16 protein-coding genes, 2 tRNA genes and 2 rRNA genes are annotated in these 15,842 nt (G+C 38.0%); all 20 read right to left on the reverse strand.

All coding sequences use genetic code 11. From position 1 onward, the window contains the following. Window positions 1-14: 14 nt before the first annotated feature. A 23S ribosomal RNA gene (locus tag QO263_RS14745) occupies window positions 15-2,955 on the reverse strand. A gap of 187 nt (window positions 2,956-3,142) precedes the next feature. Further along, window positions 3,143-3,219, reverse strand: a tRNA-Ile gene (locus tag QO263_RS14750). Between the two features lie 60 nt (window positions 3,220-3,279). Next, a tRNA-Ala gene (locus tag QO263_RS14755) sits at window positions 3,280-3,355 on the reverse strand. A 142-nt stretch (window positions 3,356-3,497) separates the two neighbouring features. Beyond that, window positions 3,498-5,098 (reverse strand): 16S ribosomal RNA (locus QO263_RS14760). The 16S and 23S rRNA genes sit together here with 2 tRNA genes alongside, the layout of an rRNA operon. 992 nt (window positions 5,099-6,090) lie before the next feature. Continuing rightward, window positions 6,091-6,249 carry a hypothetical protein gene (locus tag QO263_RS14765; protein WP_285622988.1) on the reverse strand — a complete coding sequence of 53 codons (159 nt, stop codon included), beginning with the start codon at window positions 6,247-6,249 and terminating at the stop codon, window positions 6,091-6,093. A gap of 235 nt (window positions 6,250-6,484) precedes the next feature. Then, entirely contained in the window at window positions 6,485-7,111 is a 627-nt protein-coding gene (locus QO263_RS14770) for a peptidoglycan recognition protein family protein (RefSeq protein WP_285622990.1), read from the reverse strand. Then, entirely contained in the window at window positions 7,108-7,512 is a 405-nt protein-coding gene (locus tag QO263_RS14775) for a phage holin family protein (protein ID WP_285622992.1), read from the reverse strand. Before QO263_RS14775 ends, QO263_RS14770 begins: the two co-directional genes overlap by 4 nt. A 78-nt stretch (window positions 7,513-7,590) precedes the next feature. Continuing rightward, window positions 7,591-7,722, reverse strand: coding sequence for a CD1375 family protein (locus tag QO263_RS14780; protein WP_285622994.1), 132 nt, complete (start codon window positions 7,720-7,722; stop codon window positions 7,591-7,593). Window positions 7,723-7,757: 35 nt separating this feature from the next. Further along, window positions 7,758-7,889: a hypothetical protein gene (locus tag QO263_RS14785; protein ID WP_285622996.1), complete on the reverse strand. Its 132-nt coding sequence runs from the start codon at window positions 7,887-7,889 to the stop codon at window positions 7,758-7,760. Window positions 7,890-7,891: 2 nt separating this feature from the next. Continuing rightward, a complete protein-coding gene (locus QO263_RS14790; RefSeq protein WP_285622998.1) occupies window positions 7,892-8,260 on the reverse strand; it encodes a hypothetical protein in 369 nt (122 codons plus the stop codon). Between the two features lie 20 nt (window positions 8,261-8,280). Continuing rightward, window positions 8,281-9,060: a hypothetical protein gene (locus QO263_RS14795; protein ID WP_285623000.1), complete on the reverse strand. Its 780-nt coding sequence runs from the start codon at window positions 9,058-9,060 to the stop codon at window positions 8,281-8,283. Window position 9,061: 1 nt separating this feature from the next. After that, complete coding sequence (locus QO263_RS14800; RefSeq protein WP_285629327.1) at window positions 9,062-9,589, reverse strand: putative phage tail protein; 528 nt, start codon at window positions 9,587-9,589, stop codon at window positions 9,062-9,064. 9 nt (window positions 9,590-9,598) lie between these two features. Beyond that, window positions 9,599-10,618: a baseplate J/gp47 family protein gene (locus QO263_RS14805; protein ID WP_285623002.1), complete on the reverse strand. Its 1,020-nt coding sequence runs from the start codon at window positions 10,616-10,618 to the stop codon at window positions 9,599-9,601. After that, a complete protein-coding gene (locus QO263_RS14810) occupies window positions 10,618-11,013 on the reverse strand; it encodes a DUF2634 domain-containing protein (protein WP_285623004.1) in 396 nt (131 codons plus the stop codon). Before QO263_RS14810 ends, QO263_RS14805 begins: the two co-directional genes overlap by 1 nt. Further along, complete coding sequence (locus QO263_RS14815; protein WP_285623006.1) at window positions 11,010-11,243, reverse strand: DNA helicase; 234 nt, start codon at window positions 11,241-11,243, stop codon at window positions 11,010-11,012. The genes QO263_RS14810 and QO263_RS14815 overlap by 4 nt, the downstream gene beginning before the upstream one ends. Next, window positions 11,240-12,169, reverse strand: coding sequence for an XkdQ/YqbQ family protein (locus tag QO263_RS14820; protein WP_285623009.1), 930 nt, complete (start codon window positions 12,167-12,169; stop codon window positions 11,240-11,242). The genes QO263_RS14815 and QO263_RS14820 overlap by 4 nt, the downstream gene beginning before the upstream one ends. Next, a complete protein-coding gene (locus QO263_RS14825; RefSeq protein WP_285623012.1) occupies window positions 12,166-12,840 on the reverse strand; it encodes a LysM peptidoglycan-binding domain-containing protein in 675 nt (224 codons plus the stop codon). Before QO263_RS14825 ends, QO263_RS14820 begins: the two co-directional genes overlap by 4 nt. Then, a complete protein-coding gene (locus QO263_RS14830) occupies window positions 12,840-14,720 on the reverse strand; it encodes a tape measure protein (RefSeq protein ID WP_285623015.1) in 1,881 nt (626 codons plus the stop codon). Before QO263_RS14830 ends, QO263_RS14825 begins: the two co-directional genes overlap by 1 nt. Before the next feature lie 181 nt (window positions 14,721-14,901). Next, window positions 14,902-15,303, reverse strand: a complete 402-nt coding sequence (locus QO263_RS14835; protein ID WP_285623018.1) for a phage tail assembly chaperone — start codon at window positions 15,301-15,303, stop codon at window positions 14,902-14,904. Between the two features lie 49 nt (window positions 15,304-15,352). Next, entirely contained in the window at window positions 15,353-15,826 is a 474-nt protein-coding gene (locus QO263_RS14840; protein ID WP_285623022.1) for a phage tail tube protein, read from the reverse strand. Window positions 15,827-15,842 lie beyond the last annotated feature (16 nt).

The following is a 15,842-nucleotide window of genomic DNA, read 5'->3' on the forward strand; positions in this document are numbered from 1 at the left end:
CAGCGTCCATATTTCTGGTCAAGCCCTCGACCTATTAGTATCGTTTAGCTTAAAGCATTGCTGCTCTTACACCTACGACCTATCAACCAGTTAGTCTTTCTGGGGTCTTACTCTGTTTACCAGATGGGAAATCTTTTCTTAAGGGGGGCTTCGCGCTTAGATGCCTTCAGCGCTTATCCCTACCAGACTTGGCTACTCAGCCATGCCCTTGGCAGGACAACTGATACACTAGTGGTCTGTCCATTCCGGTCCTCTCGTACTAGGAACAGCTCCTTTCAAATTTCCTACGCCCACGACAGATAGGGACCGAACTGTCTCACGACGTTCTGAACCCAGCTCGCGTGCCTCTTTAATGGGCGAACAGCCCAACCCTTGGAACCTGCTACAGCTCCAGGATGAGACGAGCCGACATCGAGGTGCCAAACCTCCCCGTCGATGTGGACTCTTGGGGGAGATAAGCCTGTTATCCCCGGGGTAGCTTTTATCCGTTGAGCGATGGCCCTTCCACTCGGCGCCACCGGATCACTAAGTCCAACTTTCGTTCCTGCTCGACTTGTGGGTCTCGCAGTCAAGCTCCCTTCTGCCTTTACACTCTTCGCACGATTTCCGACCGTGCTGAGGGAACCTTTGAGCGCCTCCGTTACTTTTTAGGAGGCGACCGCCCCAGTCAAACTGCCCAACTGACAGTGTCCCAAAACCAGTTTCATGGCCTATGGTTAGAACTTCAGTATCATAAGGGTGGTATCCCAACGACGACTCCACCAATGCTGGCGCACTGATTTCTCTGTCTCCCACCTATTCTGTACATAGGATACCAAAATCCAATGTCAGCTTGCAGTAAAGCTCCACGGGGTCTTTCCGTCTAGTCGCGGGTAACTCGCATCTTCACGAGTACTACAATTTCACCGGATCTCTTGTTGAGACAGTGCCCAGATCGTTACACCTTTCGTGCGGGTCGGAACTTACCCGACAAGGAATTTCGCTACCTTAGGACCGTTATAGTTACGGCCGCCGTTTACTGGGGCTTAAGTTCTTACCTTCGCTTGCGCTAAGCATTCCCCTTAACCTTCCAGCACCGGGCAGGTGTCAGCCCCTATACTTCATCTTTCGATTTAGCAGAGACCTGTGTTTTTGGTAAACAGTCGCCTGGGCCTATTCACTGCGGCCGAAGGAGGCTTATGTGGCTTGCACTTCACCTCCCTCGGCACCCCTTCTCCCGAAGTTACGGGGTTAATTTGCCGAGTTCCTTAACAAGAGTTCTTCCGCTCATCTTAGGATTCTCTCCTCGCCTACCTGTGTCGGTTTGCGGTACGGGTACCTTTAGGCTTGATAGAAGCTTTTCTTGGCAGTGTGGATTCAGTTAGTTCGCTACTTGTATTTCGCTCCCCATCACTTCTCAGGATATTGTACCTACGGATTTGCCTTTAGATACTCCCTACTTGCTTAGGCACACTCAACCAACGGTGTGCTTAACCTATCCTCCTGCGTCACTCCTTCTCTTTTAGCGCCTTCTGGTAGTACAGGAATTTCAACCTGTTGTCCATCGCCTACGCCTTTTGGCCTGGGCTTAGGTCCCGACTAACCCTGAGTGGACGAGCCTTCCTCAGGAAACCTTAGGCTTTCGATGGGTGAGATTCTCACTCACCTCTCGCTACTCATGCCAACATTCTCTCTTGTATACTGTCCACTACTCCTTTCGGTATAGCTTCTACCTGTATACAATGCTCCTCTACCGATACTTACGTATCCCACATCTTCGGTGACTAGTTTGAGCCCCGGTAATCTTCGGCGCAAGACCACTCGACCAGTGAGCTATTACGCACTCTTTGAATGTGTGGCTGCTTCTAAGCCAACATCCTGGTTGTCTGTGTAGTCTTACATCCTTTCCCACTTAACTTGTACTTTGGGACCTTAGATGGTGGTCTGGGCTGTTTCCCTTTTGACTATGAAACTTATCTCACATAGTCTGACTCCCAAGTATATGACTGTGGCATTCGGAGTTTGATAGGTTTTGGTAACGCATGCGCGCCCCTAGACCAGTCAGTGCTCTACCTCCACGTCACTTTCCTTGAGGCTAGCCCTAAAGCTATTTCGAGGAGAACCAGCTATATCCGGGTTCGATTGGAATTTCACCGCTACCCACAGGTCATCCGATAGCTTTTAAACGCTAAGCGGTTCGGTCCTCCATTGAGTTTTACCTCAACTTCAACCTGCCCATGGGTAGGTCACCCGGTTTCGGGTCTACGACATGCAACTTAATCGCCCTATTTAGACTCGGTTTCCCTACGGCTCCATACCTTAAGTACTTAACCTTGCTGCATATCGTAACTCGTTGGCCCGTTCTACAAAAAGTACGCGGTCGTTCATATATAGAACTTCCACTGCTTGTAAACATAGGGTTTCAGGTTCTTTTTCACTCCCCTCCCGGGGTTCTTTTCACCTTTCCCTCACGGTACTATTCTCTATCGGTCACTAGGTAGTATTTAGCCTTGGGGGGTGGGCCCCCCTGCTTCCCACAAGGTTTCTCGTGTCTCGTGGTACTCTGGATCTCAGCTGGTGGGTTATCTATTTCGTATACTGGACTTTCACCTTCTATGGTGGGCCTTTCCAGACCTCTTCTACTATAGATTTTCCCTACCGTTATGCTGGTCCGCAACCCCAGTAAAGTTACCTCTACTGGTTTGGGCTCTTCCCCGTTCGCTCGCCGCTACTTAGGGAATCGATGTTTCTTTCTCTTCCTCAGGGTACTTAGATGTTTCAGTTCCCCTGGTCTGCCTTCTATCTACCTATGGATTCAGTAGATGATTCCTAAGGTTCTCCTTAGGTGGGTTTCCCCATTCGGATATCTACGGATCTATGTCTACTTGCGACTCCCCGTAGCATTTCGGTGCTTATCCCGTCCTTCTTCGGCTCCTAGTGCCAAGGCATTCACCCTATGCTCTTAGTATCTTGACCAGATGCTGCAATTACCCAAATCTTTGATTTGGTGTAATTGTAGTACTCAGAAACTTTGTTTCTGAGTTTCCGTTTGAATTGTAGTTTTTCAATCTTTTCTGTCTTGATTTTAAAACTTTCTTACGCTGTGTAGTTTTCAAGGTACAAATGATACCCAGAAATCTTAGTTTCTGAGATTTCTTTTATGTGGTGGGCCTGGGTGGACTCGAACCACCGACCTCACGCTTATCAGGCGTGCGCTCTAACCACCTGAGCTACAAGCCCACATAATGGCAGTCCTTACGGACACATATAACTAATGTCAATAAACAAAAGCTATAATTATGGTGGAGATGAGGAGATTCGAACTCCTGACCCCCTGCTTGCAAGGCAGGTGCTCTCCCAACTGAGCTACACCCCCATATTTTATTGAGTGTTGAGAGTTAAAAATGAGAATTGTTTAGATTCTCTTTTAGTTTCTCTTTCTCTTTATTAAGTTTTATCTATTTGAAAGACTTTGTTAGCCTCTCAAAACTGAACAGTGAAAAGGTACTTCTCCTTAGAAAGGAGGTGATCCAGCCGCACCTTCCGATACGGCTACCTTGTTACGACTTCACCCCAATCATCGATCCCACCTTCGACAGCTGCCTCCTTTAAGGTTAGCTCACTGGCTTCGGGTGTTACCGACTCTCATGGTGTGACGGGCGGTGTGTACAAGACCCGGGAACGCATTCACCGCGACGTGCTGATTCGCGATTACTAGCAACTCCGACTTCATGTAGGCGAGTTGCAGCCTACAATCCGAACTGGGATCGGCTTATTGGGATTTGCTTAACTTCACAGTCTTGCTTCCCGTTGTACCGACCATTGTAGCACGTGTGTAGCCCAGGACATAAGGGGCATGATGATTTGACGTCATCCCCACCTTCCTCCGGTTTGTCACCGGCAGTCCCTCTAGAGTTATCAGCTTTACCTGTTATCAACTAAAGGCAAGGGTTGCGCTCGTTGCGGGACTTAACCCAACATCTCACGACACGAGCTGACGACAACCATGCACCACCTGTCTCCTCTGTATCCGAAGATAAAGGATTATCTCTAATCCGATCAGAGGGATGTCAAGCCCTGGTAAGGTTCTTCGCGTTGCGTCGAATTAAACCACATGCTCCGCTGCTTGTGCGGGTCCCCGTCAATTCCTTTGAGTTTCAGTCTTGCGACCGTACTCCCCAGGCGGAGTGCTTAATGCGTTAGCTGCGGCACTGATGGATGTCTCCACCAACACCTAGCACTCATCGTTTACGGCGTGGACTACCAGGGTATCTAATCCTGTTCGCTACCCACGCTTTCGTGCATCAGCGTCAGTTGCAGTCCAGAGAGTCGCCTTCGCCACTGGTGTTCCTCCTAATATCTACGCATTTCACCGCTACACTAGGAATTCCACTCTCCTCTCCTGCACTCAAGCCCTTTAGTTTCAAATGCTAACTACGGTTAAGCCGTAGCCTTTCACATCTGACTTAAAAGGCCGCCTACGCACCCTTTACGCCCAGTAATTCCGGATAACGCTCGCCCCCTACGTATTACCGCGGCTGCTGGCACGTAGTTAGCCGGGGCTTCCTCCTAAGGTACCGTCCGTTTCTTCCCTTAGGACAGAGCTTTACGACCCGAAGGCCTTCTTCGCTCACGCGGCGTCGCTGCATCAGGGTTTCCCCCATTGTGCAATATTCCCCACTGCTGCCTCCCGTAGGAGTCTGGACCGTGTCTCAGTTCCAGTGTGGCCGTTCACCCTCTCAGGCCGGCTACTGATCGTCGCCTTGGTGAGCCGTTACCTCACCAACTAGCTAATCAGACGCGGGACCATCCCATACCGATAAATCTTTGACTCACGTATCATGCGACACTTGAGCTTCATGGGGTATTAATCCCGGTTTCCCGAGGCTATCCCCCTGTATAGGGCAGGTTTCCCACGCGTTACTCACCCGTCCGCCACTAACACAATATTCAACACTCAATACTCAGTTCTATTTGCCTGAGATCCTTCGCTATCGCTCAGGATGACATAAAAGAATTTCGTCTGAATACTCAGTGTTGAATATCATGCTCGTTCGACTTGCATGTGTTAAGCACGCCGCCAGCGTTCATCCTGAGCCAGGATCAAACTCTCATATAAAAGCTTTTTGTTCTCCTGTCACTCGTTATAACGTTGACATGTATTTTTAAGCGTATCTCAAAATTTGAAATTTTGGATGTTTGCTTGTGACTTCTCACTGTTCAGTTTTCAAAGACCAACTATTATTTCGCCCGTTAGGGCTATTGTTATGAGTGTCTAAAGGAGCACATCTACTATATGTTCATCAAGACACATTTTTTCAGCAACTTTTATATCATAGCATTTTCGAGCTTATTTGTCAACAGTTTTTTGAAACCTAATTGATTTCTTTTTTTACTATTTAACAATCCATCACCAAGAAGTTCATATTAGGCTTCTTTAGCGACTTGTCTAGTATAGCATTTTAGAATTTTCTTGTCAATTGCTTTTTGAATCTATTTTTTGTATCATTTCTTGTCGATTAGTGACGACCTTATTACTATAACAAATTATTTGATAATTGTCAATAGGTTTTTATGCTTTTCTTTTTTGCATAAAATTTAATTAAAAGCAACTTTCACTAATATATCATATTATTGTTCTTTTTTCAACAAATATTCAATAATTATTTATCTTGGCGAATCATGTCAATTATATAAAAAGTATTATAATCTAGGATTATTGTAAAAAGAACATAAACCAATTTATAAATCATTACATATACTGTTATTAGAAACAAACATTGATTACCTAGACTTAATTTTAGGAAGAATAAGGAGGTGTAGTAATGTCAGAATCTAAACTTGGTATATTTGGAAATGGCAGTAGTTTATTATTTTTCTTTTTGATACTTGTAATAATATTCTGTAATTGTTTTTGGGGTTAGGTTAATTAAAAGCAAAACATAGTGTTATGACTTAAAATTAGATGTAATTTATGATTTGATTTAACATAGCTTCGTACTTTGATATTGACACACATAAAAAATAGAAAGCTTAATTCTAGCTTTCTATTTTTTTATGTGCTAAAGTTACAAGAATATATAAGAGTAATTTCCATCTAAGTTTCTAATATTATATGTTCGTTAATTTCCTTAATGTTTCTTCTATTAATTCTTTGTACTTTATCTTACTCTTTATTTTTTCATAGCAATACATTTTCATATCATAAGTTATTTCATCACTTTCCAGTATACTTTTATAATCTACAATAGCAGAATTTACCCTTTCCAATATATAAGTCCATTCTTTTATAATATCTATATTTAGTACCCCTTTCCATAATAGTCTATGTTAATGCTCTCTTTCTTACTATGTTATGCAGAATTTTGTATTTTAAAAGCAGAAACTAAAAATACTCTGACTACATAAATTAAACCTTCTGATGACACATCTAAAGAATCGAATGTTATTACATGATTTTAGAATTTTTAAAAGTAAAAAAAGACTAGAGTTTTTGAACCCTAGTCTAATTATCTATCCTAATTCTATGTAGCATAGCCCATACTTCTTCTCTTGTTATAGGATCCTTTGGTCTAGTTCCATCACTTATTTTTTCTTTTACTATCCATGTATGAGCCTCTTTGGCCCACGAGGATACTTCGTTACTTTTCTCTTTTTTCACTTCTTCATCTATACACTTTATAAAATCATTCCAATATGGGAGGATTATTCTAGGACATTGTTTGCTACTCCAATGTTTATGTGGTTTTACTCTATCTGTTCCCCAGTCTTTCTCTATTAGTATAGAGGCTATTAGCTCTACAGCATTCTGTTCTGTCTTAGCATAATCTCCTGATTCGCAAATTTCAATTCCTATAGATTTAGTGTTACCTAGTCCGTTTGCTCCATCTCCTGCATGATATGCAACTTCTGAAAGAGGTATAGCCTCTATAGCCTCAAACTCATCTACTACTATATGCCAGCCTGTGGTGCTAGTATTTTGTGGATTATCTAACCATGCACGTTCATTCTTAGCTGTAGAAGTAGGATTAGCTGTATTATGTACAGTTATATATTGAAAATCTAAGGCTTTACCTATTCTTTTCTTATTATCTTTTTGCAAGTGTTGTTTTCTTACTTCACTATATTTCATTCTAGCTTTCTCTCCTTACCTTTGAATATCCCAACAGCTTTTTTTATTGGTTCTGGAACAGATATACCCACTCTACCTACATTTTCTATTATTGATAAAAGCTCGTTACCAAGGTAGAAAAATATAGTAGCATCTCTAACTATATGTCCGTCTCCTAAGCTAATGTCTATTAAATTTGCTACCGCCACAAGAGTAAATATTAATACTTTCTTTGCTATCCCTTTAAATCCTACTGAGCTAGATAACTTTCCTCCTATCCCTGCAGCTATAATGCCTGTTATATAATCTATAATTACAAATGCTAATAGTACAAATAACAACTGAGACCACCCTCCTAAGATGTACGATAGTACACCTCCCAGTGCTGCTAAGATAGTCTTTATTATACTTTCGATATTCATTTTGACACCTCCAAAATTATTAAAGAAGGGCATAAAAAAAGCCCTTCTCGGGTTTAAAATTGTTCGTTAAAGCCTTGGTTAGTCTATTAATGCTTCTTGAACTGCTGTTCTTAAATTAAACAGATTAGGCACTTGTTCATATGTCATTCTTTCTGCTAGTATTAAAATCACATAGCTTCTAACTATAGCTGAATCAGGTTTAAATGTCATAGCTATTACCTCCTTCACAAATTTTATTATATTTCTTATTGTTCTAAACATTGCTGAACTACCTCACGCAAATTAAACAAATCAGGAACTTCGTTATAAGTTTTCAATTCTTTTTTTATTAATAAAACATAATCCTGTACTATTCTGCTTTCTGGTGTAAATAACATATTTACATTCCTCCTTGGAGTGAAATTATCAACTCTATCAATTCTGCACTACTTTGAGCTTGTTCTATTCTCTGCATTTCATTTAATATTGCAATAACTTCTAATGTTTCTGCTGTATTTTGTGCTATCTGTAAATTTATTTTTTCTTCTAGAGTAGGCCCTAATGGTTTAACAGGTTTTTGTATTGTTTCAAATTCTAACGTTTCAAAGTCTAATATTTTTACATCTACTGTACTATCCAACACTGCTCTTTCTAATTCTTCATTTTCTATGTTTTCTAATATAATATCTTTGTCATTTATTTTAGAAGGAATTGAAGGATATTCAACAGTTGTGACTAGTCCGTCTTGTCGTGTTCTTATATTTAACATACTACCACCCCTTATTTAAATTAAAAGTAAGCTATATAGTTATACCTCTTATTAGCAGCATTTGATTGTGGGCGATATCCTGAACCCGATTCTTGAAAAACTTTAAAGCCATTGGCAACTATTTCTAAAACTAGTTTTGTTCCAGAATAATTCGAAGGAGAACCCGTTACAGCAAACCCACCAGCCGATCTAGTATAAAATGGGTCTTCACATTCTACAACTAATACAGCCACAGGAGTAAAACCTAAATTAATAATCCTTTCAGTTTGACCATCACCAGTATAATATCCAGATACATACCCTACATTCGAGCCTGCAAAATCAGTTATTTTCTTTCCACTATCTATTACATCTTTACTAGCATTAAAAATAGCTATATTATTAGTAAGAGCACTTGCAGGCTTATTAATTTTAGTAGCAAGACCAGTTGCAAGACTATCATTTACTGTCTTTACTGATTTTGAACTTGCTACAGTTGTAGAACTAGTAGAAGTTACACTATCGCTTATAGCTGTCTTATCTATTTTTTTTGTCTCTAACTCAGCCATTTGCGTAGAATTTTCTGCTAATTTTTCTTCTACTGTTTTATCGTCACTAGCTTTTATATCAATTGCTTTTAAAACAATGTCTCCTGTTTTAGTATTTACAGATGTGACAGGAACCTCTATATTACTAGTTTTATCATTTATCACTTTTAAGGCTTCATCTATTATATCCATATTTGCATTAGCATCTTCAATATTATAAAATTCATTTCCTACAGGTTTTTTCAAATTATAATTAGGTGTTTGAATAGCCATATTAACTTATCACTCCTTCCCTAAGCTGAGCATGTGTGTATGCACTTAGTTGTGCATGTGTATAATGACTTAGTTCTGCATGTGTACGATATACGTACTCAAATGTAAAACTAAGATGTGCAGGCTTAATTTCTTCAATGGTTAAGGTCAAGTCTGCCATGTTAGCTGGTACTCCTAAAGTACCTACGAATTTTATCCTAAAACTATAGTTCTCATTATCTTCTATTACTTCTACCTCTCCATTGGAATAAGATTTAGCAACATCAACAATCATTTGTTTTGTTACTGTACCGGTTCCTCTAATTTTTGCTCTAATTCTCTCACGTCTAAATTCATCGCTTTTACTTACATCAACTTCTATACCATATATTTTTTCATATCTGCTTAGTAAAGCAGTAGCGGTATTTACAAAACACTGATCTATAGTTTTATTTAAACTGCTTGCAAAGCTGTTTATATCAGTACTTAAAATGCTCTGCAATTCTTCCATTGTCAAATTGCCCTTATAATAGTCAGGTAGTAAAGTCATAAAGTCCAACTATATCACCTCCGTAAGCTTTACAGTGCCAGTAATAGGCATTTCGGTATCTAGTATCATAATATTCGCAGTATCATTATTTACAAGTAAATTTGAGTAATCCGACACCCCTGGAGTAGATAACAAAATACTTCCTATTCTTGCATAACTCACACTGTAAGTTTCAAATACAATTTCTTTAAGGTACGCTGTGAATACTTTGGTAAACTCTGTTATAACATCAGTTATTAGCTTTGTACCATCCAGTACTATATCAGCTGTTACATTTATTTCTTTACTTATAGGACTATCTACCGTTACTGTTGCACCTATTGGTCTTACAGTCTCAATATAATCATATACAGTTTGTTCTAATGTTTCATCTATTTCCATATTACTATCAACTATAATCACTTTTACAGTACCATTGCCATCCCACAAAGGAAATACTTTAACATCTCCCACTCCAGGAACTTCAAGTGCCCATTGCACATAATTATCAGCATTGCCAGAAGTTGATGGAGCTTGTATCTGATTATAAAACCTTGTTCTTAGATTATCATCTGTCTCCCCATCTATTCCTGAAATAATTATATCTGTAAGAATTGCAGTTACTCCATTGACATTATCAATATTTTCAAGAGTTCCAGCGTATTGATTGCCTATCTCTCCTAACTGTTCACATTGTGCTTTGTATTCTGTATCTGATATCTTTTCAGTGATAATATAAGTTGTATCATTCAATCCCCATCTAGTACCAATTGATATGGGACCAGTAGTTGATATTTTTCTCGCTGCATATGTTGCAGGCTTTCTTGTAATTCCATAGTCAGCAACTACCCTATCTAGGTACTCACCTACCGCTGTATCTCCACTAACTAAGTCAATAAAGTGATTTAGCTTGAAATAGGTTTGAGCTAATTGAAAAGCACAAGGAGCTAAAGCATCATATAATACAGAACCCTCTCTTTTATCTACATCACTTGTAACTCTTCTAAGCATATTGCTTAGTATATTTTCATAAGTCATATTTTCAAACATTAGATGTTCACCTCCTTATTTATCTCAACTTCACCATAGATACTTTGTACATCAAAAGTACATATCATTTCATCACCTTTAGCTTCAAATTTAAAATTATCTACACTTTCAATTCTGTTATCTTGAAGTAAGCATTCTTGTATTCTTCTTTTTAGCTCTATTTGCGCATAAGTAGAATCTTTACCTATAAGGCTTTCAAGTTCAATCCCATAAGAAAAGCCATATACTGGATGCTCATACTTTTCAGTATTTAGCACCTTATATATAGCTTGCTTTAACGCCTCTATTTCATCAGTTATGCCTTGTATTTTGTTCCTTGTAATTTTATATGTCCTAGTAGTTTCTACATCTTCTGTTACTTCTAGTTCTGTATTAATTGAGCCTTTTGGTATCATTCAACAACCACCTCCAGGATGTAAAATTGCTGCCCCCCATGATTTCTTAGAAGCCTCACCTTATTACCTAATTGTATTGTTCTTTTGAGGTTGCCAACTATAAGCTCGTTTGGAATAGTTAATTTAGCACTTATTTTAATACCATCAGCCGCTACTGTACCAACCATTAAGCTAGTTAATTTCGCATTATTAAGGTAATTTTGAACTATAGTTTTTATTTCATTTATCATAACATCACCTCTAAGCTCATAGTATGGACTGGCATAAACTCATGAGTAGCAGAACGAACTATAAGTCTTTTATTAAGCTCTATATCTTCTATCTGTCCATAAAAACTACTTCCAGCTCTTACTCTTGTATCCCCTAAGCATTTAAGGGTTAAACTCTCTACTTCCTGATTGTATAGTTTCAAAAGTGTATCGGCCATTGACTTGATTTGCGAAGCGTTCATTTTTTCACTTGCTACATTGAAGTATTGCAATAGTCCATATCTATTAATAGACTTTTTGTCCTCGACTTCAATAAATTGAGCGTTGTTTTTATCTTGTATCCTAATCAAATTATAGAAGCCATCGTCAATGGACTTACCATAATCAAAATCATATACAAAACTCTCATCTCCTAAAATCAAATTTAGCTTTAGTTCTTCAATGTCACGAATAGATATAGCTCCAAATTCATCACGTAAAGCATAAAACCTACCTGTATTCTGCAATGTCTTAGAGATAGCAGAATATATAATATCAAGCCATGTCATATTATCATATACATCTGTAGCTAATATATATTTTGTATCATTGAGTGCTCCTTTTAACAATCCAAAATAGTTACACATTCTATTTACAAGTGTTGTTACTGTGGCACGACCAGAGGCAAAAGTATCTTTAGCTTTACAGTATCTCAGTTGGTCATATGCTGTAACCTTAATTTCTTTGCTCTTATTCATTCCGACATTGAATACAACACCATAAAACATTTTTACATCATTGTACTTAAAGCTTACTGTACTGCCATTTTCTATGATTAAATCATCATCGATGTAAGAAAACTCAAGTTTACTACATCCGTCATTTAGGCGATCATTCCAAGAAATTGACGTTACAAGCTCGCTAATCTCATATATTTTTCCATCAATATCAACTAAGAACTCCATCATACAGGTATCACCAACTTTTGACCCGGATAAATTAAGCTAGGATTCTTAATCTTATCTTTATTGGCATTTGCAATTTTAGGATATTGATTACCATCACCATAGTATTTTTTAGCTATAGCCCATAGACTGTCTCCAGATTGTACAACATATGAACCAGTGCTCTTAGGATTAACCTGCTGTGTAGGCTCTTCTTTTTTTACTGTAGCTAATATTCCTTTTGAAGTAGGAGTTGTAACAACTACTGACTTTTTACCATAGGGTCTATATTCAATTAAACCAAAGCTAATATATTTATCTCCTTCTTCTCCAGCCTTTTCATTTATTTCCAAGTCCTCAATTAACACTAGAGTGTTTATATCATCGCCTATTCCATTGCTAGCTATAAACCTAATGGGTTTTAGCTCTTCTCTCAATTTCTTAAAAAGATCAATATAGTAATCAGCATCTTTAAAACCATTTGCAGTTTCAACATAATGTAAAGGCTCATGAGGAAGCTCACACTCAAAACTATATTCTGCAAGCTCTACATGTGTAGGGATTAATATTTGACCAAGTTTTAGAATCTCATACTTTTGATTTGCTTGTACTACTTTAGTTTTAATTTGTTCAGGATTAGTGGGAAGCCTATATGTTCTGTTATTGTAGTCAAAAAATATAGCATAATTACTCATCAAGCATACACCCCCTCTGCTGCCGTTGCTATTTCTTCCTGCAATATCTTTCTTATTCTTCCTGCCACCTTATCAGCATCTGCATTTTCATGTACATCACCAAAAGTTACTTGAATATTAGGAGCTAGTGTTGCTGCACTAAATTTGTTTATATATTCTCTTTCTGCTATATCTCTTAAATATTTTAAATCTTCATCTGACATATCTACCTCAACTGCTTTATTGTTTCCTGTACCTTCTACTATCAATGGATTATTATTATCTATTGTATCTAAATCAGAAATATTATCATAAAGATTATTGTCTATTGTACCTAAATCAGAAATACCATCAAAAAGATTATTGAAACTAAATTTATTTTGAAAACTTTCACCAGCACTATACCCAATATCCCATGCTGTGCCATATTCAAATCTATCGAGATGCATGGATGACGAATCCATTCTTGGAACTTTTATTTCAGCTTCGCCAACTAAATTATCTACTATCCCCTGAAGCCCACTTCTCCATCCGCTAATTGAGCTTGCTAAATTAGAACCAAATAATGTATCAATTACTGAAGCAATACCCTCTAAAATTCCAAGGACAGTATCAGCCATTCCTGCAAATAATCTTACAATTGAACCTATTGGATCATTAAATACGTTGGCAAGAAATTCGGCAACATTTGCATATCCATTCCAAATATTAACTATCAAATCAGCAATCAAGTTCCATAAGCCTACAAATAAATTTCCAACAAAAGCTAATGCAACCATAAATGCACCTGCAATAATCCCTGTTGCTGATATACTTGTGCCAGCAAACTTATTTACTGCTGCTACTGCTGCATAAAATATCGCTATCAATGCAATAACTGCGATTATAATCCAAGTAATTGGACATGCTGCAAGCGCTGCATTAAGTCCGTCCTGTACTAAGATTAATGCAAATATTGCTGCATATTCTAACCAGTCTGCTGCTACCTTTAACATTTTTGCTCCTAACATTTTTAAAGTGTTTAAATAAGCTATGCCACTTGTCGCATTATATACTACCAATGCGCCTATAATACCCCAGAGTAAAGGTTCTATTATACTCCAATTATTAGTAAAGAAAGAGCCTATGCTAGATATTATATTAATTAAAAAGCCTGCTACCTGTGATACCCTGTTAAAGCCAGTAATTAAGCCATTAACAAAATTTTCAAATCCTTCAGTTTCAATTAACTTATTGACTTCTTCAATAATAGGTCTAAATGCTTTTAACCCACCATTTTTGATTCGATTCCATATATCTGCGAAAGTTATTGACACATCCTCAAATCTTCCGTTTATATCTTTACTCATTGCAAACATAGCATTTTTAATTATGTCTGATGTTATCAGTCCGTCTACTGACATTGATTTTAATTCATCCTTAGACAGACCTGTATATTTGGCAATTGCCTCAGCAATCACAGGAGCATTGTCCAAAATAGAGCTAAATCCGTCACCTTGAAACGCTCCTGTAGACATTGCCTGTGTTAATTGTGATAAGGCAGAAGATTGTTCGGTTGGACTTGCATCGCTAATTTTGAAAGATTTTTGTGCTAATTCCATAAAAGCTATCAGTTCATCGTTAGAACTAAATGCATCTTCTGCTAATATCCCCATTTCTGATATTGCACTAGCCATATTAACATAGGCCCCTCTTGACCTATTTGCAGCAGCAAATACTTTATCTTGGAGTTCAGCTTGAGTCTGCAAACCATCATTTATAGAACCAAGTCTTGCATTGGTATTCATAAACCCATCTATAAAATCCGTACCTTTTTTCAATTCTTTAAAGCTTTTGTTAATCTTCTCAATCTTAGATATATAACCATTGAACATCTTAAACATAGCTTCTAAAGTTGCCACTATCCTCTTCCCCCCTTCGTTCTGATTTTCTTTGCCTGTTTCTTTTCCTCCTCTATTCTGATTTGAATGCTTCCATATATAAATGCTTTTTCCTTATCATCCATATTTGTAAACGTAGAAGGAAGTATTCGTAGTTTCTGTAAAGCAAAGTGAGCTAAATTAAACTCTGCATCACCTTGCTTTATTCGTTTTTTACTTCTTCGATATCCTCATTAATATCATAATCAAGACCACTTAGAGTTTGAACTTCTTGTGCTAATAGTGCATATTCACCAATTAGCAACATATTTTTGAGGCATTCAGCTTCCCCCAATCCATATATTTTTTGCAATTCTGAGTTCGTTAGGTCAGGAAATACAACTGCACTTGCTGTTAATGCCTGCACATATTCAGTTTTGTTAAATGTTTCAACACCCTTCTTATCTTTCTTCGTATATTTCTTAATAAACTGCTCGTTTTCTTTTTGTGTTATCGGCTTGATAGTAAACGGTACTGGTTTGCCCTCTTCCATAAACCTATTTGAAACTATGATCTCTTTATTTTCTACTTCTATTGGATTTAAAAATGCTTTTAATGAACTCATAAAATATCCCTCCATTTAATATTGAGAGGAGCAGGTGAAAACCTGCTCCTTATCTATAATTCTCTGGTAAATTAAAATAACTTAGTCCTTCTAAGCTGTCAAAGGTAAAATCAGTATCAATAGTAATAGGATCATCTGATTGATCGTCAAGAACAGCCACAGGAATTGTCTTTAATAGGACATTGAGTAGTACAACTTCCTGAGTACCTATGGTTGATTGTTCGTCAAAGTTCTTGATCTGTAGTTTTAGCCCTCCATAGTAGCCCTTCTTGATATATTTAATTGCAAGTCTTAGCATGTCACTATTCATGAAATACATTGTCATAGAGCCTGTCCCTTCTGCTCCTACAACCTTGTGCTGTGTCATTCTATGGCCTAACATTCTTCTAGATTGAATAACTAAGTCTAGTTGAGCCTTTATATTAGAAATCTCAAACAACTCTCTATTAGAGCCCTCTATTGTAATAAAAGCTTTACCCTCTTTAGAGGATATTGTATCAGACAATCTTGTATAATTATCCATATGTCACCCTCCTTCT

Source organism: Proteiniborus sp. MB09-C3 (assembly GCF_030263895.1).
Classification (GTDB): domain Bacteria; phylum Bacillota; class Clostridia; order Tissierellales; family Proteiniboraceae; genus Proteiniborus.